The organism is Arthrobacter cryoconiti (assembly GCF_020905375.1).
GTDB classification, from domain to species: Bacteria; Actinomycetota; Actinomycetes; order Actinomycetales; family Micrococcaceae; genus Specibacter; species Specibacter cryoconiti.
This window is the reverse complement of the sequence record NZ_JAJJBU010000014.1, coordinates 157,701-182,589: the sequence shown is the minus strand read 5'-3', so window position 1 is coordinate 182,589 and position 24,889 is coordinate 157,701. Positions and strand designations below refer to the sequence as shown.

The 24,889-nt window shown below is 59.8% G+C and carries 25 protein-coding genes; 8 read left to right on the top strand and 17 right to left on the bottom strand.

The annotated features are described in order from the left end of the window. Positions 1 to 3 precede the first annotated feature (3 nt). The 7 genes from hemB to hemE form a co-directional block, all read right to left on the bottom strand. Positions 4 to 984, bottom strand: a complete 981-nt coding sequence (gene hemB, locus LOH53_RS08340; protein ID WP_230067275.1) for a porphobilinogen synthase — start codon at positions 982 to 984, stop codon at positions 4 to 6. After that, positions 981 to 2,000, bottom strand: coding sequence for a uroporphyrinogen-III synthase (locus LOH53_RS08335; protein ID WP_230067274.1), 1,020 nt, complete (start codon positions 1,998 to 2,000; stop codon positions 981 to 983). The genes hemB and LOH53_RS08335 overlap by 4 nt, the downstream gene beginning before the upstream one ends. Further along, positions 1,997 to 2,980, bottom strand: coding sequence for a hydroxymethylbilane synthase (gene hemC / locus LOH53_RS08330; protein ID WP_230067273.1), 984 nt, complete (start codon positions 2,978 to 2,980; stop codon positions 1,997 to 1,999). The genes LOH53_RS08335 and hemC overlap by 4 nt, the downstream gene beginning before the upstream one ends. 17 nt (positions 2,981 to 2,997) lie before the next feature. After that, positions 2,998 to 4,161, bottom strand: a complete 1,164-nt coding sequence (locus LOH53_RS08325) for a ferrochelatase (protein ID WP_230067272.1) — start codon at positions 4,159 to 4,161, stop codon at positions 2,998 to 3,000. After that, entirely contained in the window at positions 4,158 to 4,868 is a 711-nt protein-coding gene (hemQ, locus tag LOH53_RS08320; protein WP_230067271.1) for a hydrogen peroxide-dependent heme synthase, read from the bottom strand. Before hemQ ends, LOH53_RS08325 begins: the two co-directional genes overlap by 4 nt. Positions 4,869 to 4,942: 74 nt before the next feature. After that, positions 4,943 to 6,490, bottom strand: coding sequence for a protoporphyrinogen oxidase (gene hemG / locus LOH53_RS08315; RefSeq protein WP_230067270.1), 1,548 nt, complete (start codon positions 6,488 to 6,490; stop codon positions 4,943 to 4,945). Positions 6,491 to 6,541: 51 nt separating this feature from the next. Beyond that, complete coding sequence (hemE, locus tag LOH53_RS08310) at positions 6,542 to 7,603, bottom strand: uroporphyrinogen decarboxylase (RefSeq protein WP_230067269.1); 1,062 nt, start codon at positions 7,601 to 7,603, stop codon at positions 6,542 to 6,544. 163 nt (positions 7,604 to 7,766) lie between these two features. Between hemE and LOH53_RS08305 the strand changes: the two genes are divergently transcribed. Beyond that, positions 7,767 to 9,107, top strand: coding sequence for a glutamyl-tRNA reductase (locus LOH53_RS08305; protein ID WP_230067268.1), 1,341 nt, complete (start codon positions 7,767 to 7,769; stop codon positions 9,105 to 9,107). A 119-nt stretch (positions 9,108 to 9,226) separates the two neighbouring features. Here LOH53_RS08305 and moeB read toward each other — a convergent pair whose 3' ends face one another. Then, positions 9,227 to 10,426, bottom strand: a complete 1,200-nt coding sequence (gene moeB / locus LOH53_RS08300) for a molybdopterin-synthase adenylyltransferase MoeB (protein WP_230067267.1) — start codon at positions 10,424 to 10,426, stop codon at positions 9,227 to 9,229. Positions 10,427 to 10,534: 108 nt separating this feature from the next. Between moeB and LOH53_RS08295 the strand changes: the two genes are divergently transcribed. The 3 genes from LOH53_RS08295 to LOH53_RS08285 are packed head-to-tail and all read left to right on the top strand — an operon-like array spanning position 10,535 to position 11,828. Beyond that, positions 10,535 to 11,188: a TetR/AcrR family transcriptional regulator gene (locus LOH53_RS08295; RefSeq protein WP_230067266.1), complete on the top strand. Its 654-nt coding sequence runs from the start codon at positions 10,535 to 10,537 to the stop codon at positions 11,186 to 11,188. 49 nt (positions 11,189 to 11,237) lie between these two features. Continuing rightward, positions 11,238 to 11,462 (top strand): DUF3107 domain-containing protein, encoded by a 225-nt coding sequence (locus LOH53_RS08290; RefSeq protein WP_230067265.1) that lies wholly within the window; start codon positions 11,238 to 11,240, stop codon positions 11,460 to 11,462. Positions 11,463 to 11,522: 60 nt separating this feature from the next. Then, complete coding sequence (locus LOH53_RS08285; RefSeq protein ID WP_230067264.1) at positions 11,523 to 11,828, top strand: hypothetical protein; 306 nt, start codon at positions 11,523 to 11,525, stop codon at positions 11,826 to 11,828. A gap of 222 nt (positions 11,829 to 12,050) precedes the next feature. On the opposite strand, the gene LOH53_RS08280 is transcribed toward LOH53_RS08285, so the two are convergent. From LOH53_RS08280 to thiO, 4 genes are read right to left on the bottom strand one after another with little or no spacing between them, the layout of a single operon-like run. Further along, entirely contained in the window at positions 12,051 to 12,707 is a 657-nt protein-coding gene (locus tag LOH53_RS08280) for a 4a-hydroxytetrahydrobiopterin dehydratase (protein WP_230067263.1), read from the bottom strand. A gap of 37 nt (positions 12,708 to 12,744) precedes the next feature. Beyond that, positions 12,745 to 13,587 carry a thiazole synthase gene (locus tag LOH53_RS08275; RefSeq protein WP_230067262.1) on the bottom strand — a complete coding sequence of 281 codons (843 nt, stop codon included), beginning with the start codon at positions 13,585 to 13,587 and terminating at the stop codon, positions 12,745 to 12,747. A gap of 53 nt (positions 13,588 to 13,640) precedes the next feature. Beyond that, positions 13,641 to 13,880, bottom strand: a complete 240-nt coding sequence (gene thiS / locus LOH53_RS08270; RefSeq protein ID WP_230067261.1) for a sulfur carrier protein ThiS — start codon at positions 13,878 to 13,880, stop codon at positions 13,641 to 13,643. Next, on the bottom strand, positions 13,877 to 15,166 hold the full coding sequence (gene thiO, locus LOH53_RS08265) for a glycine oxidase ThiO (RefSeq protein ID WP_230067260.1): 1,290 nt from the start codon (positions 15,164 to 15,166) through the stop codon (positions 13,877 to 13,879). Before thiO ends, thiS begins: the two co-directional genes overlap by 4 nt. Before the next feature lie 134 nt (positions 15,167 to 15,300). Between thiO and thiE the strand changes: the two genes are divergently transcribed. Then, the gene (thiE, locus tag LOH53_RS08260) at positions 15,301 to 15,990 is read left to right on the top strand and encodes a thiamine phosphate synthase (RefSeq protein WP_230067259.1); all 690 of its coding nucleotides are present in this window, start codon (positions 15,301 to 15,303) and stop codon (positions 15,988 to 15,990) included. Positions 15,991 to 16,095: 105 nt separating this feature from the next. On the opposite strand, the gene LOH53_RS08255 is transcribed toward thiE, so the two are convergent. The 4 genes from LOH53_RS08255 to LOH53_RS08240 all read right to left on the bottom strand — a co-directional run bounded on the left by LOH53_RS08255 (position 16,096) and on the right by LOH53_RS08240 (position 19,652). Further along, complete coding sequence (locus tag LOH53_RS08255; protein ID WP_230067258.1) at positions 16,096 to 17,094, bottom strand: LLM class flavin-dependent oxidoreductase; 999 nt, start codon at positions 17,092 to 17,094, stop codon at positions 16,096 to 16,098. 427 nt (positions 17,095 to 17,521) lie between these two features. After that, complete coding sequence (locus LOH53_RS08250; RefSeq protein ID WP_230067257.1) at positions 17,522 to 18,610, bottom strand: FAD-dependent oxidoreductase; 1,089 nt, start codon at positions 18,608 to 18,610, stop codon at positions 17,522 to 17,524. Between the two features lie 48 nt (positions 18,611 to 18,658). Beyond that, positions 18,659 to 19,093 carry a ribosomal maturation YjgA family protein gene (locus LOH53_RS08245; protein ID WP_230067256.1) on the bottom strand — a complete coding sequence of 145 codons (435 nt, stop codon included), beginning with the start codon at positions 19,091 to 19,093 and terminating at the stop codon, positions 18,659 to 18,661. Between the two features lie 10 nt (positions 19,094 to 19,103). Further along, the gene (locus LOH53_RS08240) at positions 19,104 to 19,652 is read right to left on the bottom strand and encodes a MarR family winged helix-turn-helix transcriptional regulator (protein WP_230067255.1); all 549 of its coding nucleotides are present in this window, start codon (positions 19,650 to 19,652) and stop codon (positions 19,104 to 19,106) included. A gap of 127 nt (positions 19,653 to 19,779) precedes the next feature. Here LOH53_RS08240 and LOH53_RS08235 point away from each other — a divergent pair, with 127 nt between their 5' ends. From LOH53_RS08235 to LOH53_RS08225, 3 genes are read left to right on the top strand one after another with little or no spacing between them, the layout of a single operon-like run. Then, the gene (locus tag LOH53_RS08235; protein ID WP_230067254.1) at positions 19,780 to 21,957 is read left to right on the top strand and encodes an MMPL family transporter; all 2,178 of its coding nucleotides are present in this window, start codon (positions 19,780 to 19,782) and stop codon (positions 21,955 to 21,957) included. Beyond that, entirely contained in the window at positions 21,954 to 23,570 is a 1,617-nt protein-coding gene (locus tag LOH53_RS08230; RefSeq protein WP_230067253.1) for an MFS transporter, read from the top strand. Before LOH53_RS08235 ends, LOH53_RS08230 begins: the two co-directional genes overlap by 4 nt. Positions 23,571 to 23,625: 55 nt before the next feature. Further along, complete coding sequence (locus LOH53_RS08225; RefSeq protein ID WP_230067252.1) at positions 23,626 to 24,159, top strand: AAA family ATPase; 534 nt, start codon at positions 23,626 to 23,628, stop codon at positions 24,157 to 24,159. Between the two features lie 11 nt (positions 24,160 to 24,170). Here the strand turns inward: LOH53_RS08225 and LOH53_RS08220 are convergent, their stop codons facing one another. Beyond that, the gene (locus tag LOH53_RS08220) at positions 24,171 to 24,875 is read right to left on the bottom strand and encodes a ferritin-like fold-containing protein (protein WP_230067251.1); all 705 of its coding nucleotides are present in this window, start codon (positions 24,873 to 24,875) and stop codon (positions 24,171 to 24,173) included. Positions 24,876 to 24,889 lie beyond the last annotated feature (14 nt).

Here is a 24,889-nt window from a genome sequence, read left to right as displayed (position 1 = left end):
AAGTTATTTGCTGCGAATCCAGCCGGCCAGTTCGGCCGCCCAGTACGTCAAGATCATGGTGGCGCCAGCACGTTTGATGCTCAGCACCGACTCTTCTATGGCGGCACGTCGGTTGATCCAACCGTTGGCGGCAGCAGCCTCGATCATCGCGTATTCGCCAGAAATTTGGTAGGCGGCCACCGGCACCGGCGACATCGCTGCCACGTCAGCCAAGATATCCAGGTAGCTCATGGCCGGCTTCACCATGACGATGTCAGCGCCCTCGGCTAAGTCGAGTTCCACCTCGTGCAACGCCTCGCGACGGTTGCCTGGATCCATTTGGTAGCTATGCCGGTCTCCATGCAACTGCGAATCCACGGCCTCGCGGAAGGGTCCGTAAAACGCCGACGCGTACTTAGCCGCATAAGCCAGCACCGAAACGTCGGTAAATCCTTCGGCATCCAGTGCTGCACGAATCACGCCCACCTGCCCGTCCATCATTCCGGACGGTGCCACAATGTGGGCGCCCGCACGCGCCTGAGCCACAGCCATTTCTGCATAGATCGCTAACGTGGCGTCATTGTCCACCGTGCCATCAGCGTCGAGTACGCCGCAGTGACCGTGGTCGGTAAACTCGTCCAGGCAGAGATCGCTCATCACCACAAGGTTCTCCCCCACGGCCCCACGGACTTCCCTGATAGCGGCATTCAGCACACCGTCCGGTGTCAGTGACGCCGAACCAGTGGCGTCTCGCTCTGCCGGAATACCGAATATCATGATGCCGCCCAAACCCAGTTCCACGGCCTCCCGCGCCGCCACCAAGAGAGACTCGGTGGTGTGTTGGAAGACACCCGGCATTGACGTGATGGGCTTGGGCTCTCTCAGGCCTTCACGAATAAATACAGGCAAGATCAGATCCGACGCCGCAACAGAGTATTCCGCCACGAGGCGGCGCATGGCCGCCGTAGTGCGGAGTCGGCGGGGGCGATGCTGGGGAAAGCTCATGGATATCTCCTGGATTGCATGGTGTCAGTTCGGGCGCGGGCTTGTGCCAAGGCAGTCACGATTCCGTCTGGTGTGGGGTGAGCCGCCGTGGCAGAAACCTGGATTCCAAGCCTTAGCGCCTCGGTCCGGGTGGGCTGGCCAATGGCGATGACCAAACAGCGTGGCGGGATCGGACCCATCGCGGCCGCTAACCTGCGCGCAGCGCTTCCCGAGGCCAGGACGACGGCGTCCAAGAGTCCAGCTTGGAACTCGGCGCCCGCTTGGGCCGGGGTGAGCTCGGTGTGGTTGCCGGCAGGGTAGGTGGTGGTTGAGTGTGCAAGGAGAGCCGACAGACGTTTGCTCGGACTTGCGGGGTAGTCCACGGTTTTGTACGCTGTCGTGACTTCCGGGGACCATCCTTTGGCGCGAATCCCGTCAACGATGGTGGGAGAGGCGACATCGGATTGTGGCAACAGAACACGGCCACTTTGAGTCTCCTGGGCTATCTCTTGAGTTGTTGCCAGCTCTGGCCACAACGCGACGAGGCCGGCTCCTGATTGCACATTTGTTGGTGCCAGATTGGTCATAATGCCCTCAGCTGCCAATACGGCAACCGACGTGGGTCCGATCGTGGCTACTTTGGTGTTCTGGGGAATCAGCGCAGCAAGTGTCGTCCCAGCGGACTCGCACCACTGTTTTAGCGCCCGTACGGTGGTGATCGAGCTGATGACCAGCCATCGGTATTCACCTGCGCAGAGCCGCGCCAATGCGGCTCCAAGTACGCCTTGATCAGCAGTTTCAAAGTCGATCAGCGGGACTAATACGGGTTCCGCTCCGGCAGCGGCCAAGGCATCAGCAAGCGCTCCTGCCCGATCCGCGCTTCGAGTCACGGCCACACGCAATCCGGTGAGCTGGCCAGCGCCAGGAGCCGATATTTGCGTAGGCGACGTCAGGGAGGCCGAAGGCCGCCCGCGGCTGATGGCCGGAAAGTCGCCGAGGGAATGCCGGTCCTGGCGCGGCCCGCAACTTTCGGTCACTTTGCCGAGCCGGCCAGATCCGCAAAGTCAGCGACACCACCGGCGAGCAGTTCCTCCGCAAGTTCAATCCCCAAAAGGGTTGCCCCAACAGTGGTCAGCCCGTCGGTGGCCCTCTTCAACCGGAGAGAATGAACACCGTCCAGCGAGCACACCACAGATTCCAAATACAGCATGGAGCCTTTACGGAACGCGAACGCGCCTACGGGTGCGCTGCAACCAGCTTCCAAGCGCGCCAGAAGAGCCCGCTCAGCAGTGACGGCGAGGCGGGTGTCATGGTCATCGAGCGCGGCAAGCGCCTGACCCAGGACATTCGTCAATTGTGCATCCTCGCTGCGGCATTCCAGAGCCAAAGCTCCCTGGCCCGGGGCTGGGAGCATGACGTCAGGATCCAAGAATTCACTTACAGCGTCCAAACGGCCGATCCGGCTCAGCCCAGCCGCGGCGAGCACTACGGCGTCGAGGTCTCCGCTTTTGCCTTCCACTACCGGGGCATCAACATTGCCGGCCAGGCCAGGGACACGGCCCAAACGGGTCTCGACGTTGCCGCGAATGTCCACGATTACCAGATCGGGGCGGATAGAGAGCAGTTGGGCTGCCCTCCGCGGCGAACCGGTACCGACACGGGCTCCCGTCGCAAGCTCTGAAAGCACCAGATTTTCCCGCGAGCACAGGGCATCCCGTGCATCTACGCGCACAGGAACTGCCGCAATGACCAATCCCGGAGTGGCCGCCGTCGGCAGGTCTTTGAGCGAGTGCACGGCCACATCTACACCGCCGTCCAGTAGCGTGGCGCGCAATCTTGCGGCAAAAACACCAGTGCCTCCCATCTGAGACAACGGACCCGTCAGCACGTCGCCTTCAGTTTTGACCGGGACGATCTGCGCCGTAAAACCACCTACGGCCGTCAGCTTCTCCGTGATCTGCTGTGTCTGGCTCAGCGCCAGTTTGCTCCCACGGGTCCCAATTTTCACATCATTCACAGCTATCGCTCCAGCCGTCACAGTTCAGCCGGGGCGCACTCGCGTCCCACGCTGCTGCCAATTTCAGAAATGACTGGTTTTTCGCCACGGAAGTTGGCGCAGCAGCCGGGGTTGCAGACGTCGAACCACGGACCCAAGTCCGTCATGGCGGGACGGTCGTCGAGATGGTTCTCCACGGTGCGTTCACAGATCAAATCTACGAGTCCGCTTACGAACTTGTGGTGTGTGGAAGGAGTAGGAGCCCGGTCAAAGGCGAGTCCTAGCTTCTCGGAAGTCTCTTTAGCTTCGGTATCCAAGTCCCAAAGGACTTCCATGTGATCGCTCACAAATCCCAACGGAACCACCACCACACCTTTAATACCTTTATCCGCCAATTCGGCGATCGCATCATTGATATCCGGTTCCAACCACGGGACATGAGGCGCCCCGGAACGGGACTGGTACACGAGAGACCAAGGCTGCTCGGAATCGACGCGGTCCATGATCGCGGCGGCATTGGCCAAATGCTGAGCCACGTAGGCCGAGCCTTCGGCGAATTCGCGCGGTTCGTTGACCGAGTTTCCCGCAGCGTGCGCATCACGGGTAGGGATCGAGTGGGTTGCGAAGAGGACGTGTATCTGGCCTTCTGGGCTACCCGCATCGACTAACTGCGCACGAACGCGGGCCAGTGAAGCAGCTGTACCTTCAATGAATGGCTCTACGAAGCCGGGGTGGTCAAAGTACTGACGTACTTTATCCACGGCGAGCTTGCCGTCCAGCCCGGTTTCCGTCAGAGCCATGCCGATATCCTCGCGATACTGGCGGCAGCTGGAGTAGCAGGAATACGCGCTGGTGGTGACCATCAGCAGGCGTCGATGCCCTGCCTCGTAGGCGCTCGTGAGAACTTCAGGAATGTAGGGATCCCAGTTACGGTTCCCCCACAGCACGGGCAGCCCAATGTTTCGAGACGCTAGTTCTGCTTCCAAAGCGGATTTCAGCGCCCTGTTCTGAGCGTTGATGGGGCTGATGCCGCCGTTGGCGCGGTAGTGATGACTCACTTCTTCCAGGCGTTCGTCCGGAATGCCCCGCCCGCGCGTGACGTTGCGCAGGAAGGGGATGACATCCTCTTGGCCCTCGGGGCCGCCAAAAGAGGCAAGCAGGATCGCGTCGTAGTGTGCGGGGGCAGCAATGGGAGCGCTCATCGGAGGACCTCGGCAACCTCGGCTGCGCTGACCCGGCGTCCTGTGTAGAACGGGATTTCATCACGCACATGCAAGCGGGCGTCGGTGGAGCGAAGGTGGCGCATCATATCCACCAGATCTGTGAGCTCATCTGATTCCAAGCCCAGCATCCACTCCCAGTCGCCCAGCGCGAAGGCGGCGACTGTGTTGGAAAGAACCTGGGGGAAGTCCCGGCCTAGCATGCCGTGCTCGCGCAGCATACGGCTGCGGTCTTCGGCTGGAAGAATGTACCAATCGTACGAGCGCACGAAAGGGTAAACGCAAACCCATCCCTTGGGCTCGTTGTCGCCCATGTAAGCGGGAGCGTGACTCTTGGTGAATTCCGCTTCACGGTGCACGCCCATGGCGGACCAGGCAATTTCTGTTTCTGCGAAAAGCTCGGTCCGGCGGATGTCGCGCACTGCCTGCTGCAAGCTTTCGGCGTTGCGTCCCACGAGCCAGACCATGACGTCGGCATCGCTGCGCAGTGCGGAGACATCGTAGGAACCCCGCAGCGTCACCCCGTTCGCTGCGAAGCCATCCTTCAAGGCGTCGAAGGCGGCAACAGCTCCGCCACCGCCTGCGAAGGAGCCCGTGCGCTTGAACACGGTCCACAAGGTAAATGGCGTGGTAGGTGCTTCGTCAGACTCGGAAGTTTTAGTGACAGATTCGCTCGAAGTGTGGCTCATGGGTTCCAGTCTGCACCTTGTGGACCGCAAATATGAAACCCAACTTCTCTACGCGGTGTAGAAAGTGCCAAACATCACTTTATCGTCATCTCATCCACCACAGCTTTGATCTGACGACGGGTCCCAGCAACCACGGCAGCCAGCCCGTTCCCGGACATCCAACCACCTGTCAGGACCAGCCCAGTCGCACGGTTAGCCAAAGCGTGAATCTGTGCAATCTTGGCCTGATGTCCGACGGCGGCATAGGGCAGCGCGCCCTTCCACCGAATCACGTCTGAGCCCAGCACGTCATCCTCGGTGATGCTCACTCCCAGAAGTTTGGTGGCATCCAGAAGAGCGGTAGTCACCAGATCGGCATCAAGCACTGGGCGGGCAGTCAAGCGAACAGCGTCAGCTGCCGCGACGCCCGCCCGTCCGTAGGAAAGACGCAGCACATGTGTTCCAGGTCCCGTCGAGTCGGCGAGCCACTCCCACTTGGCGGTGGCATGGGTGAGAGCTTTAGCGCTGATACCTTCCGTCTGCGGCGCCACCAAGACACCCGTTCCGCGTGGAGCACCGTCCAGTTCCGGCACGTCAAGAACCAAAGTGACCAGGCGGATGTCAGGACCCGCTGCGGGGGTGAAAGGGAGCAATTCGGGAACGCATTCGGCCAGCAGCTGCACCGCGGTAGGACCGTCGGTGGCGACCACCAATAACTCCACGGATTCGCGGCCTTGATCTCCCCCTGCGCTCCAGTCCACGCTCCAGTGCACGGGCGTACCCTTGGTATCCGGGTCTGCCTGGACCTGATGGATGGCGGTGACTGCATGCCCGGCATGCAGTGCCACACCGGCGTCGCGCAAATGCTCCACCAATGCAGCAACCAGCGTGTGCATTCCGCCGTCAAGCCCCCCCACTGCCGATCCGGGTTTGGCTCCGCCTGCACGCTGGGCGGCCACGGCGGCAGCCAGCGAGCCGTGTTCACGAATTCCGGCCCGGAGTCCTGGCGCCACCATATCCACGTCCAGAAGTTCGGGGTCTGCTGAATGCACGCCGCCAACTACAGGTGCCACGAGCCGTTCTAGTACCCGCTGGCCCATCCGGGCACGGACTAGCCCGGCCACGCTCATCACGGCCTCAGTGGTGCCCACTGTTGCAGGCATCTTGGCATCCAAGGCCGCTCTCAGCACGCCGGTGGTTCCCAGCGCGGTGCGCACCTCAGGTGCCCGCAAATCCGAGGGAATACCCAGCACGCCGGTGCGCGGCAACGGCACCGGGCCATCCGGCAACCACACCCAAGCTCCGGCCGGATTGGGGGTCACCACGTTCTCGCCCAGTCCGAGTTCAGTAGCCAAATCGAGCACGGCCGTGTTGCGTGTGGCGAATGAGTCCGCACCGCTATCCAGCTCTACCCCGGCCACCTCGTGGACTCCCACACAACCACCCCAGGTGGCAGCGGCGTCGTACACCCCCACCTGCCAGCCAGCAGCCTGTAGATCCAAAGCGGACAATAATCCGGAAATACCCCCGCCCACCACAGCAGCTCGGCGCGACGTTGATAGACGGGGCGCGGAACCATGCGATCGTGCCCCGTGCGGGGCCTTAGCCTGCGGTGCGTTCGGCGGTATTGGCTTTGCTGACATGACTCTCCTTAGCGGCGGTGACGGGCCAAAAAAATCGGCGGTGACGGCCCTTTACGGTGCGATCGAGTGAATCAGTTCCACCACGCGGGTCAGAACTTGCGGATCAGTTTCCGGCGGGACACCGTGGCCTAGGTTTACGACGTGTCCTGGTGCAGCGGATCCGGCGGAAAGCACCTCGCGGACGTGCTGCTCCAGCACCGGCCACGGAGCGCTCAGAAGGGCCGGATCAATATTGCCCTGCAGCGGCACCGTTCCGCCCAAACGACGATTAGCTTCGTCCAGGGGCAGCCGGTAATCCACGCCCATGACGTCCACTCCAACGTCTCGCATGGCACCCAAAAGTTCGGATGTTCCGGTGCCGAAATGGATCAAGGGCACACCGAGGTCGCGGACATGATCGAAGGCCCGTGCCGACGCCGGTGCAACGTGTTCGGTGTAATCGGCAAGTCCCAGCGATCCGGCCCATGAGTCAAAGAGCTGGGCTGCGCTGGCGCCGGCCTCGATTTGAGCACGTAGGAACTTCCCGGATGCGTCCGCAGCCCACTCCATCAGGGCCTGCCACACAGCCGGTTGGGCATGCATCATGGTGCGCGGGCCCAAATGATCCCGAGACGGGCGGCCTTCCACCATGTAGGCGGCAACAGTAAACGGAGCACCAGCGAAGCCCACCAACGGAGTACTCCCCAGCTCGCCAACTGCCAACGCTACGGCTTCGCGGATGGGATCCAGCGCGGCGTCACTTAGCTGTGGGAGCCGGGCAACATCTTCGGCGGTTCTTACCGGGTGGTCCAACACGGGGCCCACGCCGGGCACGATATCCACGCCAACACCGGCGAGCTTGAGCGGGATCACAATGTCGGAAAAGAAGATCGCCGCATCCACGTCATGGCGGCGCACAGGCTGAAGAGTGATCTCGGCAGCCATTTGTGGGTTAAGGCAGGATTCAAGCATGGTGGTGCCAACGCGCAATTCACGATATTCGGGCAAGGAGCGCCCGGCTTGGCGCATAAACCAAACCGGTCGCCTGCTTGGAGTTCCGCCTCTGTAGGCAGTGATCAGTGGAGAGTTGGCGGTGCGGCCGTCCATCATGGGGTGGGTTGAGCTCAGTGTCATGGCACCACCCTACAGAGGGAATCCGGGAGACGTTTGTGCACAACTTGTCTTTGCGGCAAGAGCGCATTGCGTGTTGAGAGCGGCAAGACCACCGGTGGTTTGCTGACAAGTTAGGTCAACCTGTCCATAAAATTCGTTCCGGAAGGTCTACGATGGAGGAATTGTGGTCCTCTTTTCTCTTGTCGCCTCGCATTCATCCATTGATCTCGAAACCGTTGCCCGCCTCAGCGCAGGTGCCGCGGCTGTCAGCGCTGACGTCGTCGCCGGCGATAACGCCGTGGCTGGCCTCATCACTTTGGCCACCTGCAACAGATACGAGCTCTATGTCCAAGCCCGAAGCGCAGAAGAAGTCAGCGACGCTCGCCAAAGCATCGTTTCCGCTGTCAGCTTCCATTGCGGATTAGGCGAAGAGTTCGTCTCTGACGCACTGGCCACCCAACACGGCACACACGTCCCCCGCCACCTTTTCGCCGTCAGCACTGGACTGGAATCCGCCGTGGTGGGCGAACGTGAAATTGCCGGCCAGGTCCGGCGAGCCCTCAGCACCGCACAGCAAGCAGGCGTGAGCACTCCGGCTCTGGTGCGCTTGTTCCAGTCAGCGTCCAAAACCGCCAAGGAAGTAGGCGCCCGGACCGCCCTGGGCCAACGCGGCATGTCAATCGTCTCCGTAGCCCTAGATTTGGCCACAGAGCTTGCCGATTCGCCTTCATTGGCAGGAAAAACGGCGGTGCTATTTGGTACGGGCGCCTACGCAGGGGCGGCCATGGCACAGTTGACGCAACGCGGTTGTACCGACATTCGTGTCTATTCCTCATCCGGGCGAGCCGAGACGTTCACGTCTTCTCGCGGCGGCATGGCGCTGGATGAGTCATCAATGCCGGGCGCACTGGCCGCCGCCCACCTGTTGCTGGGCTGTAGCGGTTCGGAACACCAACTGACCGCTCTGGATTTGGCACAGATGCGCCAGGGAGTTTCCACCCAGCTGACAGCTATCGATTTGGCACTATCCCGCGACTTTGCTCCTGAGGTAGCCGATCTCCCCAACGTAGATCTACTGACGTTGGAAACCGTGCGTCAAGCAGCTCCCGAAGAACAGGAATCAACGTTGAGCGAAGCGGCCGCTCTGGTGGAGGATGCTGCGAAAAACTTTGAACAAGCCCAAAATTCCCGCTCCTTGGATCACGCGATTGTAGCTCTGCGCCGGCACACCATGGGAGTCCTGGACGACGAGATCGCAAAGATCCGCCAGCAGCACGGCTGCACGGCAGCCACAGCAGAAGTTGAGTTCGCCATGCGCCGCATGGTCAAACAACTCTTACACGTGCCAACGGTGCGCGCCAAAGAACTGGCCGCGGCCGGCGATTCCGAGAGCTACCTTGCCGCTTTGGATGCCCTCTACGGACTGAAGGTAGAGCCCGCAGCCCGTCCTGCAGCGACAGCATCCCAACGCACAGCTTCAGATCCCGGCACGCAGGGGTCCGACGGCCAAGTAGCCTCAGCTTAAACACGCTGGCTGCTGCTGTTGGGACGAATATAGCGCCGTTTACTGCTGACGTTCGTGACTGTCAGTGCTCGTGACTGTCAATGCTTGTGACTGCACACAATCTTCACTGCACACATTCGTCACTGTCCGCCTTCGTCACTGTCCGCCAAATTCCACGCGTCAATACCCCCGGCAAGGTGAACGACGTCCACAAAACCGGCAGCTTTCAGACTTTCAAGCCCTTGGGCGGACCGGGCACCTGATTTGCAATGCAGCACCAGAGGCACGTCCTGTGGAATCGCAGCCAGCGCCGTCCCATCATTGATTCCCCCCACCGGGATTAACACCGATCCCGGAATGTGGACCAGTTCATGTTCGAGAGGTTCACGGACATCGATCAAAACAAAATTGTCCTTGCCCTGTGCACGCTGTGCAAGACGCAAGGCAAGCGCAGGCACAGAGATGAGTTCGTCGTCGTTCTCGTTCAGCGGGAGAATTCCGCAGAAGAGCTCGTAATCGATGAGTTCCGTGATCGGGGCGGCGGCGGGGTCCTTAGCGATTCGAATTTCACGCCAGCGGGATGTAAGAGCGTCAAAAATCAGTAAGCGGCCCAGCAATGTCTGGCCAATACCGGTAATGAGCTTGACCGCCTCGGTGACCATCATGGCGCCCACGGAGGCACAGAGCATGCCGAAAACTCCGCCTTCAGCGCAGGATGGAACAGTACCTGGCGCCGGGGGTTCGGGGTAGAGGTCCCGGTAGTTAGGGCCGAACTTGTTCCAAAATACGCTGACCTGCCCGTCAAAGCGCAGGATGGAACCCCATACGTACGGCTTTTCCAAGATCGCCGCAGCATCATTGACCAAATAGCGGGTGGAGAAATTATCGGCGCCATCTAAAATGACGTCATAGTCGGCAAAGATATCCAGCACATTTGATGAATCCAACCGAAGCTGGTGAAGCACCACGTTCACGCCGGGATTGATAACGGCAATTGAGTCACGGGCAGATTCAAGTTTCGTGCGCCCAATGTCCGCTACGCCGTGGATGACCTGACGCTGAAGGTTGCTTAGCTCCACGGTGTCGTCATCGACAATCCCCAGTGTGCCCACGCCAGCCGCCGCCAAGTAAAGCAAAGCCGGAGATCCCAACCCGCCTGCACCAATGACCAGCACTCGCGCATTGCGTAGTCGGCGCTGGCCCACCAAGCCGATCTCAGGGATCAGAGCATGACGGGAGTACCTTTGCATTTCCTCAGGCAGCAGAGGAGCTCCCGGTTCCACCAGAGCGGGCAAGGACGCTGTGTTGCTAGGGTTCGGGGACGTAATAAGGGACACCATGAATCAAATCTAGTCTGCGCCTGCGTGATCGCACTATTACTCACGGGTAGAATGAGCGGGAAACTCCGTGCTGGGGAAGTTGGCCGGACGGACAGAAAGGCACACACCATGACGCTCGAAGCCCACCCCGGGGCGAACACCCCGCGCCGCGCCCCGCTCGTCCGCCTCCCCCGCGATGAACGCCGCGCGCAGCTGTTGGAGGCGGCACTGGAAGTGTTTGTCAGCAACGGTTACCACGGCGCCGCCATGGATGAGATCGCAGAGAGCGCCAAGGTCAGCAAACCCGTCCTTTACCAACATTTTCCCAGCAAGCGAGAGCTCTATCTGGCCCTCTTGGATAGCCAATTGGCATCCCTGACGGCCATGCTGCTGACAGCCTTGAATTCCACAACGGATAATAAGTTGCGTGTTCAGGCCACCATGAAGGCATATTTCCATTTTGTGTCCAAGGATGACCAGGCACACCGTCTGGTGTTTGAATCGGATTTGGTCAACGACCCCGATGTCGCAGCCCGTTTGGAGAAATTTAACTCCGAGTACGCCGATGCCATTGCCGGAGTCATTGCCGAGGACACTAAACTGGCCCATCTTGAAGCGACGCTGCTGGGGCGTGCCCTAGCCGGGATGGCCCAGGTCAGCGCCCGGTATTGGCTCGAAGCCAACGGCAATCTTGACATCGATGTGGCCAGCGAGCTTGTCTACCGTTTAGCTTGGCGCGGAATTAGCCGCTTTCCCAAGGAACCGCTAGCTCCGTCAGCATAGAGTTGGTGGGTACTTTCATTTTTGGCACGCTTGCATCGAGGAGAAACCCGTGGAAATCAAGATCGGCATCCAGAACATTGCCCGTGAAATCGTCCTTGAATCCGATCAGGATTCCAATGCGGTCGCGGAGTTGGTTTCCGCCGCGTTGTCAAAGGGCTCCGAGTTGCGTCTGACGGACGAGAAAGGCCGCGTTGTCATTATCCCCGGCGGCGCCTTGGGATACGTTGAGCTGGGCGGCGAAAAAGCTCGCAGCGTAGGGTTCGCTGCACTCTAGACAAGAGCGTTCTGGCATATAAGAAGCTCAGACATATAAGTACTAGAAAAAGGGGAGTCCATGGTTGCCGTGGTCATCATTGCGTTGACGGCCGGTGCTTTTGGCGCCATTGCGTGGGCGGTTGATAAACACCGCGTCCTCTTCGGTGCTTTACTGCCAGCTGGTACCGCCGTGTTTGCGGCGTTGTTGGTGTGGATCATCACCATGGCAGTTGGCCTGGGCGGCTCCGCCGCCACAGCATGGGTACCTTGGATCTTATCTATGGTGGTGGGTGGAGTCACAGCGTGGGCCACCGCTGGCTTCGTGGGTAGGAACCGCTATAAGCACCAGCTCACTCGGACCAATCAAATTCTGCAGATACGCTGACACTTACCTTTTCGGCCCTTGGCTGCACGACTTTCTTGGCCGGTAGCTTGTGGGCGCCCCGTAATTTCAGGGCGACCACAAGCTTGTGGGCGCCCGCGATCCTGAGCACGTAGGGATCTTCAGCACGTAAGGATCTTCAGCACGTAAGGATCTTCAGCACGTAGGGATCTTCAGCGCGCTGCAATACTCCCCCACCCTGCAATACGCCCTTGCGCCGAGACCCTAAGCGTCGCGCCCTTCCTCAGTGCAGATGCACAGTCGGTTGCCCTGCACATCAGTAGCAATGACCCAGCGCGGTGCCGATTCATGATCCAGCGACGCACCAGCATCCTCCACAGCACGTAACGTGTTCGCACTGCGCGCATAAGGAACAGTGATGTCCAAATGGAAGCTGTTCGCGTTTGGAGTCGCGGTCTTCTGGAACCACAGCGCTGGTCCACGCCCAAAAGGATCCACGAGCGCCCCATCTGCATCCTTCTTGTACCCGAGCGCGGCTTGCCACATGGGTGAAACCGCTTCAGGATCGTCGCTGTCAAGGGCGATCTCCACGGTGCGCAACAATTCTGTTCTGGCCTGCGCGCCAGCTACGTCCGCAGCTGCGGAAATGGAACGGGCCAGGGCCACGTCCTTGGCGCTCACCTTGCTCCCGGCGTCGTGCGAGGTCAGAGTGAGGAACAAAGTGTCATAACGCCAGTCCACGTCCGGGTGGTGATTGGCTTCCTGCGCCATATTGCCAATAGCAGCAAATAATTCCAGGGCACCGGCCGACGTCGGGCACGTCAGAACAGTGCGCAAGGCACCCTGGCTAACGCACCAGTGCGGCAGGGTCTCCAGCTCGGCGTCGATCTGCGGGCGGTCCAAAGCATCCTGTGCGCTCATATGTTCCTCCGGGTCCAAGTTTTCTACGTCCGGGCTTTTACAGGTCCGGGCGGCCCTCCATGGCGGAGGATGCCAAGGCATGGGCCCGCTTGGGGATGCGGCCCGCTTGTGCTGCCAGTCTGCCACCAATCACCGCATGTTTGAAGGCCTCAGCCATGCGGACAGGGTCCTGTGCCCGCGTGACTGCTGACGCTAAAAGAACGGCGTCGCATCCCAGTTCCATGGCGAGTGCCGCATCGGAGGCCGTACCGATTCCGGCGTCGAGCACCACAGGAACATTTGCCCGCGAGACTATCAACTCGATGTTGTGCGGGTTCAAGATGCCCAAGCCGGTGCCGATGGGGGCTCCCAGAGGCATCACTGCGGCAGCCCCGAGCTGTTCTAGCCGCAATGCCAACACCGGATCGTCATTCGTGTAGGCGAAGACTTTAAAGCCTCGGTTGACGAGTTGTTCGGTGGCCTCGACAAGCTCCACTGCGTCCGGTAGTAGGGTGTGCTCGTCCGCGATCACTTCCAACTTCACCCAGTCAGTCTCGAGAGCCTCGCGAGCAAGTTCGGCTGTCATGAGCGCTTCACGGGCGGTAAAGCAGCCTGCCGTGTTCGGCAATACGCGGATGTTATTCGCCAATAGCACCGCAAAGAGGTTCGAGCCTGCATTCGCCCCGGAAATCCCCGAGGTACTGCCAGGACCGGCAGAACCTGTTGTGGAGCCAACAGCGTATCGGCGCATTGCCACCGTAGTCAGCGCGGTGCCGGAGGCCACAAGCGCAGCTTCAAGTCCTTCAAGGCTGGGAGCCCCGCCCGTGCCCATAATAAGGCGCGAGCCCAATTCAACACCGGCAATCGAAAAGCCGTCGGTGTCAGTCAAAGTATCAATCATGGTCTCTGCCTCTTCTTACGATGGTGAGCTTCTTGCGTGCATGCGCGCGGGAGTTAGCCGCCCTGGACTGCTGTAACGATTTCGACGTTGTCGTTGGCTTCGACGGCAGTGGATGCCCACTGGCTCCTGGGCACAATATCCGCGTTGCGCGCCACAGCAATCCCCAGACGCTGTCCGTCAGCGGCTTCGCCACTAGGCAGGATGGCTCTGCCCGTCATAGCCGTGACCAGTGCGGCCACCGTGGCACCCTCGTCTAGGAGGTGGGCCGCACCGTTGAGTTGAATGATCGTCATGCTCTCTCCTGGGGTGTTTGAAGGTCCTCGGGTGATTGAAGTGTCTCGGGTACGTGCAGCTTCTGCGCTGCTTGAAGTGCCGGGGAAAATCGGTCGGGGCGGAAGCTTTCCCAAGCCAAGTCCGTGATCCCGTCCAGCAGCTGGCGGGTGATGTGGGCGGCAATAGCGCTGAGCAGCACGCCGTGGCGGAAGAATCCCGTAGCTACAATGAGCCCCGGAATATCCCGACCCTCACTATCTGCCACCCGTCCCAGAAGTGGAGCGTTGTCCGGCGTCCCGGGACGGGCCCGGGCAGTTGTTTCAATCAACTCCAGCTCCGCGACCGCGGGCACCAACGTCTGGGCATCACGCAGTATTCGGTACACTCCCCCGGCATTGACTGCTGCCATTCCGTCCTCGCGCATGGTGGCACCAAGAACTACCGTGTTGTCGTTACGCGGCACAATATAGACCGGAACGCCTCGCACCAAACCGCGGATCGTCGCCGTCGTCAGCGGACGTAAGTGTTCGGGCACAAGGAGGCGAAGAATGTCGCCGTAGACGGCACGCACTGGCAGATTCAGGCCATCAGGCAGCCCCTCCAGGGCGGGTGCGCCCAGACCGTTGGCCACCACCACCTCACGTGCGTTAACCTCCCTGCCATCGTCAAGAACCACTCCGCTAACCCTGGAGTGAGTATCTCCGGCCTCCGCGTGGAGCAAAGCTACAGCCGAGGCGCGGATGAAAGTCTGCTCATCAGCAACCCGCCCGCGTTGTGCAGCCACCACACTGAGCTGGCTCAAAATGGCGTCGGCCACCCCGCGCGGATCCACTTGGTGGTCAGCCGCAATCATGAAGGCACAAGAAATGTGCGGGCCCACCAACGGCTCTGCAGCTCTGGCATCCCGGATAGAGAATTGCTCAACACCTAGTCCATGAGCCAACTGAACTTCCCGCAGTTCAGCCAACGCGGCGCGGTCCGCGGCATCGGCACCCAACACAAGAGTCGGCGTCGCACGGAAGCCTGTTTCCGTGTGACCTGCGGCAACCAGCGGGGCTACAAATTCTGGCCAGCGGGCAGCGGAGGCCAACGTCAATTCCAGCAGACTCTCCTCCTGGTAATGAAGTTCGCTCACAGGTGCCAACATGCCTGCGGCAGCAAACGTGGCGCCGGTGGCGGGCGCTGGGTCAATGACGGTGACAGACCTACCCAAACGTTGAGCTTCCCACGCTATGGCCAAGCCCACGATTCCACCGCCAACCACTGCGAGGTCGCAGTCAACGATGTCTGGCACTGTGTGCGCCATGGAGGTCTCCTTCCCTACGCCGGCATAACCCGGATCAGGTTCTACGCCCTAGCGAGCGTCTTTCGGTCGGCGTGTTTGCACACCCTCTCAGCCAGCTTGCCTGGCTCCCGCGGTACTGAACTAGTCTATGAGACATGCACACTAGTTCACTCACACATGACACCTCGTCTTCACGGTTACCCAATTCCGGCGCAGCCTCTCTCGCCGCGGCGCGCCTATATGTGTGCACCGATTCACGTCACGAGCGCGGGGATTTTGAAGATTTCATACGCGCGGCCTATGCAGGCGGTGTGGACATTATCCAGCTGCGGGACAAGTCCCTCGAAGCAGCCGAGGAACTTGAACTGTTGGCTGTGCTGCGCTCTGTGGCGGAGGAATTTGGAAAGTTGTGGGCTGTCAACGACCGCGCCGACATTGCCATGCTCTCCGGCGCTCCCGTGTTCCATGTTGGGCAAAAGGATCTCCCCTTGGAAGCCGCAAGGTCACTTGTGGGGCCGGAAGTTTCAGTGGGACTTTCCAGCCACGATCCCGCTCAGGCGTTCGCTGCGGCCGAGCATGCCGATTACTTCTGCGTGGGTCCGCTATGGGCCACACCGACCAAACCCGGACGGGCCGCCGTCGGGCTTGAGCTAGTGGAATACGCCGCATCTTTGAAAACATCCACACCGTGGTTCGCCATTGGCGGCGTGGACCTCTCCACCGTCGACGCCGTGGTTGAGGCCGGTGCGTCCCGGATTGTTGTGGTGCGGGCAGTAACCGACGCATCAGATCCGACGGCGGCCGCCCAGGAACTGCTCTCACGCTTGCCGGCACTGGCTAATTGACGCTTCACTGCAAGTGATCGGTCCGTTTTTCTGACGACGGCGTGCCAACGTTGCGAGGGCGTGTGAACTTTGACACGCCCTCGCAACATTTGCACGCCGTGACGGTTACAACTGGGGCTGTTCCGGCTGCAGCTCCATGGCCTGTGCCAACAGTTCAAAGCTACGAATCCACGCCGTCTTTTCACTCACCAAAGTGGCAACGATGAGCTCATCAGCGTCAGCCAGCTTCGCGAAGTCGTCTAGGTAAGTGCGGACGGACGACGGCGTGCCGACGGCAGAGTAACGCATCATGTTCATCACTTGTTGGCCTGCTGGGGATTCCAGCAACAGGTCCATTTCTGCATCCGTGAACGTTTGGCCGCGCCCCACCATGGAGGCCACACGGCGTCGTTTAGCCGTGAGGAGCAAAGAGTCAGCTTCCTCCGCAGTATCAGCGACTATCGCGTTGACGCCGGCGATCACATACGGTTCGGACAGCGCCGACGACGGCTGAAAATCGCGGCGGTAGATCTTGACTGCATCTTCCAACGCTTGGGGGGCAAAATGGGAAGCGAACGAATACGGCAGGCCGAGGGCGGCCGCAAGCCGTGCGCCAAACAAGGACGAACCCAAGATGTACAACGGGACGTTTGTGTCCTTGCCCGGATAGGCATTCACTCCGGAAATACGACTCTGCCCGCTGAAATAGGCTTGCAATTCCTGCACGTCTGCCGGGAACGTGTCCGCCGACGACGGGTCTCGCCGCAGTGCCCGCATAGTATTTTGGTCGCTGCCCGGTGCGCGCCCGAGCCCTAAATCAATACGCCCCGGGTGCAGTGTTTCCAGGGTGCCGAACTGCTCAGCGATCTGAAGAGGGGAGTGGTTCGGGAGCATGATCCCGCCAGAGCCCAGCCGGATGGTCTTTGTGTGGGCGGCGACGTGGGAAATCAATACGCTCGTGGCAGAGGATGCGATCGAGGGCATATTGTGGTGTTCCGCAAACCAGATGCGCTTATAACCCCACTCTTCCGCCTTTTGCGCCAGTTCCACGGATGCCCGAAAGCTCGCGGCAATGCCGTCCTCGCCGATATAGGCCAGGTCAAGGATAGAAACGGGAAGAGTCATGGTTTTACCTTTCAGGTTGTCTCTTCTGGGCCAACTCCGGGTGGCTCCTAGATATTTCCGAAGCGCTCCGCGGAGCGCAGCGTGCCGAGCGAACTGTGAGTGCGTCACCGCCGCTCAAAGGCTTACTGACTCCTGCTTCGGGTCCAGCCAGCTCAGTGCGCAGCGTCGCTCAAAGGCTTACTGACTCCTGCTTCGGGTCCAGCCAGTTCAGTGCGCAGCGCCGCTCCAAGGCTTGCTGACTCCTGCTTCGGGTCCAGCCAGCTCAGTGCGCAGCGCCGCTCAAAGGCTTACTGACTCCTGCTTCGGGTCCAGCCAGTTCAGTGCGCAGCGCCGCTCCAAGGCTTGCTGACTCCTGCTTCGGGTCCAGCCAGCTCAGTGCGCAGCGCCGCTCAAAGGCTTACTGACTCCTACTTCAGGTCCAGCCAGTTCAGTGCGTCACCGCAACATTGATCATTTCAATGGCAGCCAACGCAGCCGCACGTCCAGCCCGGCTGGCGCCCAGTGTGGACGCAGAGGCGCCGTAGCCGACCAAAAGTACGCGTGGTTCCCGGGCCACCTTTACCCCATCCATGACAATGCCGCCGCCGTGCTCACGTAGTTTCAGCGGCGCAAGGTGATCCAGCGCCGCACGGAATCCCGTGGCCCAGAGGATGGTATCCGCGGCGAAGTTGCTCCCATCGCTAAATACGGCACCCGTCTCTGTGAACCGCTGCAGCGGGCCGCGTGAGGATAATATTCCGGCATCAATACCTTTTTGGTACTGCCGTGTTAATGGCAAGCCTGTCACGCCGACCACACTTAGCGGAGGTAGCCCCGCAGCTGTGCGCTCATTGACACGTTGTTCAACATCACGCCCCCAGTCGGGCTTAAACTCACGGTTGGTGAATTCAGGCGGACGCCTCGTAGACCAGGCGGTTTGTGCCCCTGCCTCAGCAAGCTGGAGCAGAAACGAAACTGCGGACGTGCCCGCTCCCACTACCAGAACTCGCTGACCCGCAAACTCTTGTGCCGAGTGGAAATCGTGAGTATGGAGTTCCCGTCCGGTAAAAGTATCCAGACCGCGGTAGTGCGGCCAGTACGGCTTGTCCCAGGTTCCAGTCGCGTTGATGACCAACCGCGCTGAGTAGTCCCCCATGTTTGTCTGCACCAGCAGCGGCGCGTTTCGGTTACCGGGTGAGCTGGGATCGTACGCATCGCTGGCTTGAACCGCTTGTACTTTCACGGGCCGGTGAACTGGGAGCTGAAAAGTTTTCTCATAGCGGCCGTAGTAACGTTCAACGACCGTGGACGCGGCCTCGTGAGAATCGCTTGCGCCAAGCTTCATCCCTGGGAGGTCATGAATGGCATGAGCAGCTCCGAGCGTTAGGGAAGGCCAGCGATGGCGCCATGCCCCTCCGGGCCCGGCATTAGCGTCGAGGAGAACAAAGTCCCGTTCTGCTTCCAAGCCGTGTCGGGCCAGATAATACGCAGCAGAAAGTCCCGCCTGACCGGCGCCAATGACCACTACCTCCAGCATGTGTTTCCTCCCGAAGTCCTGCAGGTGTTAGCCCCCGGGTCGGGCAAACTATTCCGCTTGTGAGCTACCCCATGCCGCGGCACGCGCAGAGATGGCAGTATCAACAGCCAGCGCTGCGACGGCTCCAATGGCGTAGGCCACCAGGTCCAGCGCGGAGAAGGTGGTGCCAAGTACCAGACGGGAGGGCGGGAAGGACTGAGCCAATTGAGCCGGGAGCCCGGAGAGCTGAGAAAGTTCGACGGCGGCACTGAAGGCAAGAGCCACCGCTGCCACCCACACGCGCGGGATCCGAGGGGCCAGAAACCCCACGAAGAGATATACAAGCACCGTATAGAGAGCGTCAGCAACGAGGCCAGCCGCATCTCCGGGTACCAGAAAATGTACGGCAAGGCCTAAGGCAACCGTCCCCATTGCTGCGAGCGCAAACACGATTCGCCGTGTGGCCGTCCGCGTGCGCGCTGACGAATCACTTTTCAAGACCATGCCCATGAGCCTACTGCTTGTTTGATGTGTCACTGAGATCGTTTAGGAAACGAATCACGACTTCACGTTCGTCTGGAGTCAACCGTGCGGCCACGTCGAAGCGACGCGCGTGGCTGCGTCCCACTGTCTCCCGCACTTGTTCATGAGTGCCTTCGGTGATGGTGATCATGACAGCACGGCGATCGGTGGGGTGAACCGATCTCTCGATGTGCCCAGCAGCCGTCAACCGGTCCAGCATCTTCGTGGTGGCAGCCGTGGAAATGTTTAGATGCTCCGCCAGAAGGCCAGGAGTAGCTACCATTTTTTGGTTCTTTGACATCACGAGAAAGCGGAGGGCCTTCATGTCAGTTTCATTGAGTCGCATGTGGTTACGGGATTCAAAGCTAAGAGCGGCTTCGGCCTCACGCCAATGCCGAATCCCCTTAAGAACGTTCACAACCTGCGTGATCTCATCTTCGCTGAGTGAGGAGTGATCCACGAGCTCCAAATGAGGATCGATAACCCTCGGGTCCAGCATCGAGTCCATCGTCGATGCTGGAGGCTTGCGTGAGACGGACATGAGTGTATTATATAGCCAAAGATAATGCTTACCTAGTTACTTATTAGAAAATCTACAGATAAAATATCTCGTAGTAGCCCTAGTAGGTAATTCTCGTCCCGCACTCCCGAAAGGGCTCCACCAGATCATGAGAACTGATACCCGACGCGACTGGAAACCAGCGCGATGGTTGCGCATCCTCTTACCCGCAGTACTGCTCATCATCTGGTTCGCTGCGGCCAGTTTCGGCGGACCAACCTTCGGCAAACTCTCATCTGTCTCCAGCAACGATCAAGCGGCTTTCCTGCCTGCGAGCGCTGAGTCCACCGAGGTCAACACGTGGCAACAGAAGTTCACAGATTCCAAAGAAATTCCGGCCATCGTCGTGATCGCTTCGAAGAGCGCTCTGACACCAACACAGCTGGCTGACTACCAAAAATTGGGCACCAAGCTTGGCTCCGTCCAAGGAGTTCAGACGCCAGTTCCGCCCGCGACCAGCTCAGTTATTGGACCGATTCCGTCCCAAGACTCTAAAGCTGTGCAGTTCATTGTCCCCGTCAGCGATACCGAAAATATCAAGAGCGTGATTGCCGATCTCCGCACCATTGCCGGGAGCGCCAATTCTGCCTCCACGGCAGCGTACGTCACTGGCCCGGCTGGGCTAACGGCAGATCTGGTCAATGCCTTTGGCGGCATTGACGGCATTTTGCTATTGGTCGCCGGCGGAGCCGTGTTCTTGATATTGCTGTTGGTTTACCGCTCAATTGTGCTGCCGTTTCTAGTCCTCTTTACCTCCGTCTTCGCACTGTCCGCGGCTATCTTGCTGGTGTATGCCTTCGCTAGTTGGGGGTGGATCAAACTCAGCGGGCAAAGTCAGGGCATTCTCTCCATCTTGGTCATTGGTGCTGCCACCGATTATTCTTTGCTCCTGGTGGCACGTTTCCGAGAATCTCTGCATCACGTTGACTCTAAATGGGCAGCCATTGCCCGCGCGTGGCGGGCTGCACTTGAGCCGATCGCAGCCTCCGGCGCCACTGTGATCATTGCCCTGCTCTGCCTCCTGTTCTCCGATTTGAACTCCAACAAGAGTTTGGGACCGATTGCCGCGATCGGTATCGTCTTCGCCCTTCTTGCATCCCTAACCCTGTTGCCGGTGCTTCTGGTCGTTTTCGGACGTGTGGCATTTTGGCCGTTCCGTCCTCGTCTTGAAACGGATGCCGAACACTCTCACCGGGCGAACACCACATCTGTACATGGACTCGAAGGCATCACCGGATTGTGGAACAAGGTGGGCACACTCGTCTCCCGACGCCCTAGGGCCACGTGGGCCATCTCGCTCATTGTCTTGCTTGCTTGCGGCAGCGGCCTGCTGCAATTGCAGGCCAACGGTGTCCCACAAAGTGACGTCATCTTGACCAAGTCAGAGGCCGCCGCCGGTCAAAAGGTTTCGGCCGAGCACTTCCCGAGCGGATCCGGCAGCCCCGTGGTGATAGTTGTGGATCAAGCTAAAGCTGAGGCCACCCTGCGGGCCGTTGAGTCCAGCGATGGCATCAATTCAGCGTCTATCTACGCGGGGAATTCTCGTCCCGGGGCCCAAGCTGCGCCACTGGTCAAGGACAGCAAGGTCCTTATCAATGCTGTTCTCAGCTCACAACCGGATTCTCAAGCCGCCGAACAGGTGGTGCGCACACTGCGTGCCGATCTCCCCGCGACCGATCCTGGCGTGCTCGTGGGCGGGGTGAGCGCCATAGCTTTGGATACCAATACGACGGCGCAAAGCGACCTCACAAAGATCATCCCGATCGTGTTGCTGGTCATCTTGATCATCTTGATGCTCCTACTGCGCTCAATCGTGGCTCCGCTGTTGCTGATTGCCAGTGTGGTTGTCTCATACGCTGCCGCACTTGGAGTATCTGCCATTGTGTTCAATCATGTATTCCACTTTCCTGGCGCGGATGCGGCAGTCCCACTCTTTGGCTTCGTCTTCCTTGTTGCCCTGGGTGTGGACTACAACATCTTCTTGATGACACGGGTGAGAGAGGAATCGCTGCGCATCGGTACCCGCCCCGGCATCCTGCGCGGGCTGGGCATGACAGGCAGCGTCATTACCTCTGCTGGCGTGGTGCTGGCCGCAACCTTCGCTGCTCTGGCCGTGATCCCGATTTTGTTCTTAGCTCAGATCGCGTTCATAGTTGCTTTCGGGGTGCTCTTGGACACTGTGATTGTGCGTTCTCTCCTAGTACCAGCCGCCTCTTACGACATCGGCCGGGCAATCTGGTGGCCCTCTAAACTCTCGCGGGAACCAGTGGATGGGCAACTACGATGACGGCCTCACGCCGCCGCTGGGCGGGACTGGTCTTCATCAGCGTTGCTGTAGCGTTGATCATTGTCGATTCCACGATCGTCAACGTAGCAATTCCGTCAATTGTGCGCGATCTAGACATCACATCGACGCAAGTGCAATGGGTCCAAGAAAGCTACACTCTCGTATTTGCTGCACTCCTGCTGGTCTTTGGAACCTTAGCTGACCGCTACGGTCGCCGTCGGATCCTGCTCACGGGTGTGATCATCTTTGCTGCTGCATCCGTCTTTGCCGCAATGGCACCGTCCGGAGAACTGTTGATTCTGGCACGGATTGTCCAAGGCGTCGGCGGAGCAATGGTGTTGCCCACAACGTTGTCTCTCATCAATGCCACCTTCAGAGGGAAGGAACGCGGAATCGCGTTCGCCGTCTGGGGCTCGACTATCGGTGGAATGGTGGCCGTCGGTCCGCTGCTGGGCGGCTGGCTGACCACGTACTATTCATGGCGCTGGGCCTTCGGGATCAACGTACCCTTGGCCGCCATCATCGTGATCGGCATTCTGCTGTGCGTGGCCGAGTCAAAAGACGCAGGCGAGCCACGTCGCATCGACGTCATAGGGGCAGTCCTGTCCGTGGTTGCCAGCGCCTCCTTGGTCTTCGGCCTGATCGAAGGGCGCAGCTACGGCTGGTGGTTGGTCCGCCCCGGGCAGGCTCCGGTCATCGGCACGTGGACGTGGCCGTTCGCACTCTCTCCCATCCCGGTGGCGTTCGCGATCACGCTGGCCTCTGGCGCGGGGTTCATCTGGTGGGGAATACGCCGCCAAAGGGCCGGTGCCACCACACTTCTGGCCTTCGCACTGTTCACCATTCCATCTTTCCGCAATGGCAATATCGCCGCGATGATCGTCTCCCTTGGTGAATTCGGCATCATCCTCTCGCTTCCACTGTGGCTGCAGAATGTGATTGGTTATGACGCATTGCAGACGGGGTTGGTGCTGCTCGCTCTGGCCATTGGATCATTCGCGGCCAGCGGTCTTTCCAGCGTTGTTTTGGACAAAATAACCCCGGTGGCGATCGTACGCGTAGGGATCTTGGCCGAGATCGTAGGTGTTGCCGGATTAGGCCTCGTTATTTCCGCAGACTCCACATGGCTCACAGTGATCCCGTTCCTCTTCGTCTACGGCTTTGGCGTTGGTCTTGCCACCGCCCAACTAACAGGCGTGGTACTCAAAGATGTCCCCGTAGAAAAGAGCGGCCAGGGCTCTGGCACCGCCAGTACGGCCCGGCAGATCGGTTCCGCACTGGGAATTGCGATCCTGGGGACAGTACTGTTCACCTCCTTAGGGTCCTCCTTGGACGCCCGGCTCGCCGAAAGTTCCCCCAATCTGCCAGAATCTGCACGGACCCAGATTCTAGATTCCGTGGTTCTTAGCGCCGGCGGCGCGATCCCCGCACTCGCGGCGAAGGATCCCGACGTGGGTGCGGCCGCCCGCGCAGCATTTAGTGATGGCACCCGTTACTCGGCCTTTGCCGCATCAGGGTTCTTGGTACTGGGGCTCCTGGCAACTCTGAGACTTTCGGGCCAGCCTACTAAAGAGGACGCAGTGCCAGAAACGGAAGACCAGCGGGCAAGTTAGCTTCTGCGAGCGTCAGCTTACTACCCCGCCGAAGTTCTTGTGCTTGGATAAAGCTATGGCCACTCTCGTAGTCTTACGCGGTAATTCAGGCTCCGGTAAGAGCACAGTGGCCCGCGCTCTCCAAAGAGAACTTGGAGCTGTTTGGATTGAGCAAGACCACTTTCGCCGGGTCATCCTTGGCGAACATGGAAATTATTCACCTCTGAGCGTTGTACTCATCGAACAAGCGGCCGCGCAATCCCTTGTCCACGGCCGCACAGTGGTCATGGACGGCATCTTCAACTCCTCGGGGTACAGCGAATCACTGCGACGGCTGCGCGACGGCCATGATGGGCCAAGTCTTTTTTACTCCTACGACCTCACATTTGACGAGACTCTTCGACGCCACCAGAGCCGGCCGGGCAAAGTGGCCGATTTTGGTGAACCGCAAATGCGAGGCTGGTATCACGGCTGGAATCCACTGGATGGGATCACCGAACAGCGCATCACTGCCCAAGAATCACTGGCACAAATTACACGGCGCATCGCGTCTGACATCATGGCCGCAACAACCACAAATCGCCGTGACATTGGGCAAGACGAGATCTAAAATCTCTGGGGTTATGCCGTGAGGCCCAGAGAATTCATACGTCTGGAGTGATTGCGAGTCAGGACAGACAGGATGGCGTGGACATCCGCTGCCGCCTGCTCCTGAGTGCCATCCGGGCGCAATCCCACCAGAAAACTGTGTTTAGCGCCAATGTACTGGGCACGGCTCAATGCCTCTCCCACCAGACGCCTGCCCCACAGTGCCAGCCGTGAAGAAAGCCTGGGGTCGTCATCTAACATGTTTTTCAGCAATCCGGCCAGCAGCGTTGTTTGCTCTTCACTGGTCCGCACTTGCGCGATCACGGATCGGGTTGCAACATCCAAGTTCTCGGCAATCGCCGCATAGAAGTCTTCCGTAATAGCATCCACTACATACGCCTTCATCAGCGACTCATGCCAGTCGGCTGGCCGGGTGCGCTCATGGAACAAATCCACTATCCGCTGGAAGGGGAGCATGGCCAGCTCCGGGTCCATGCCCATACCGTTCAGACGCTCACATACCATCTCAAAGTGACCAAATTCTGCCACGGCCATCTTGCCCAGAACAGCTCTATCCGCCAGCGTTGGAGAATAACGAGCATCAGAAGAGAGGTGCTCAAAGGCGGACAGCTCACCGTAGGCAATACCACCTAGCAGGTCAACCACGAACTTGTCATAACGGGCGCTTAGCTCTCCGGCGGAAACGGCGTCGCCAGGCTCAGACGCTGGAATACTCATACGTCCCAGCGTAG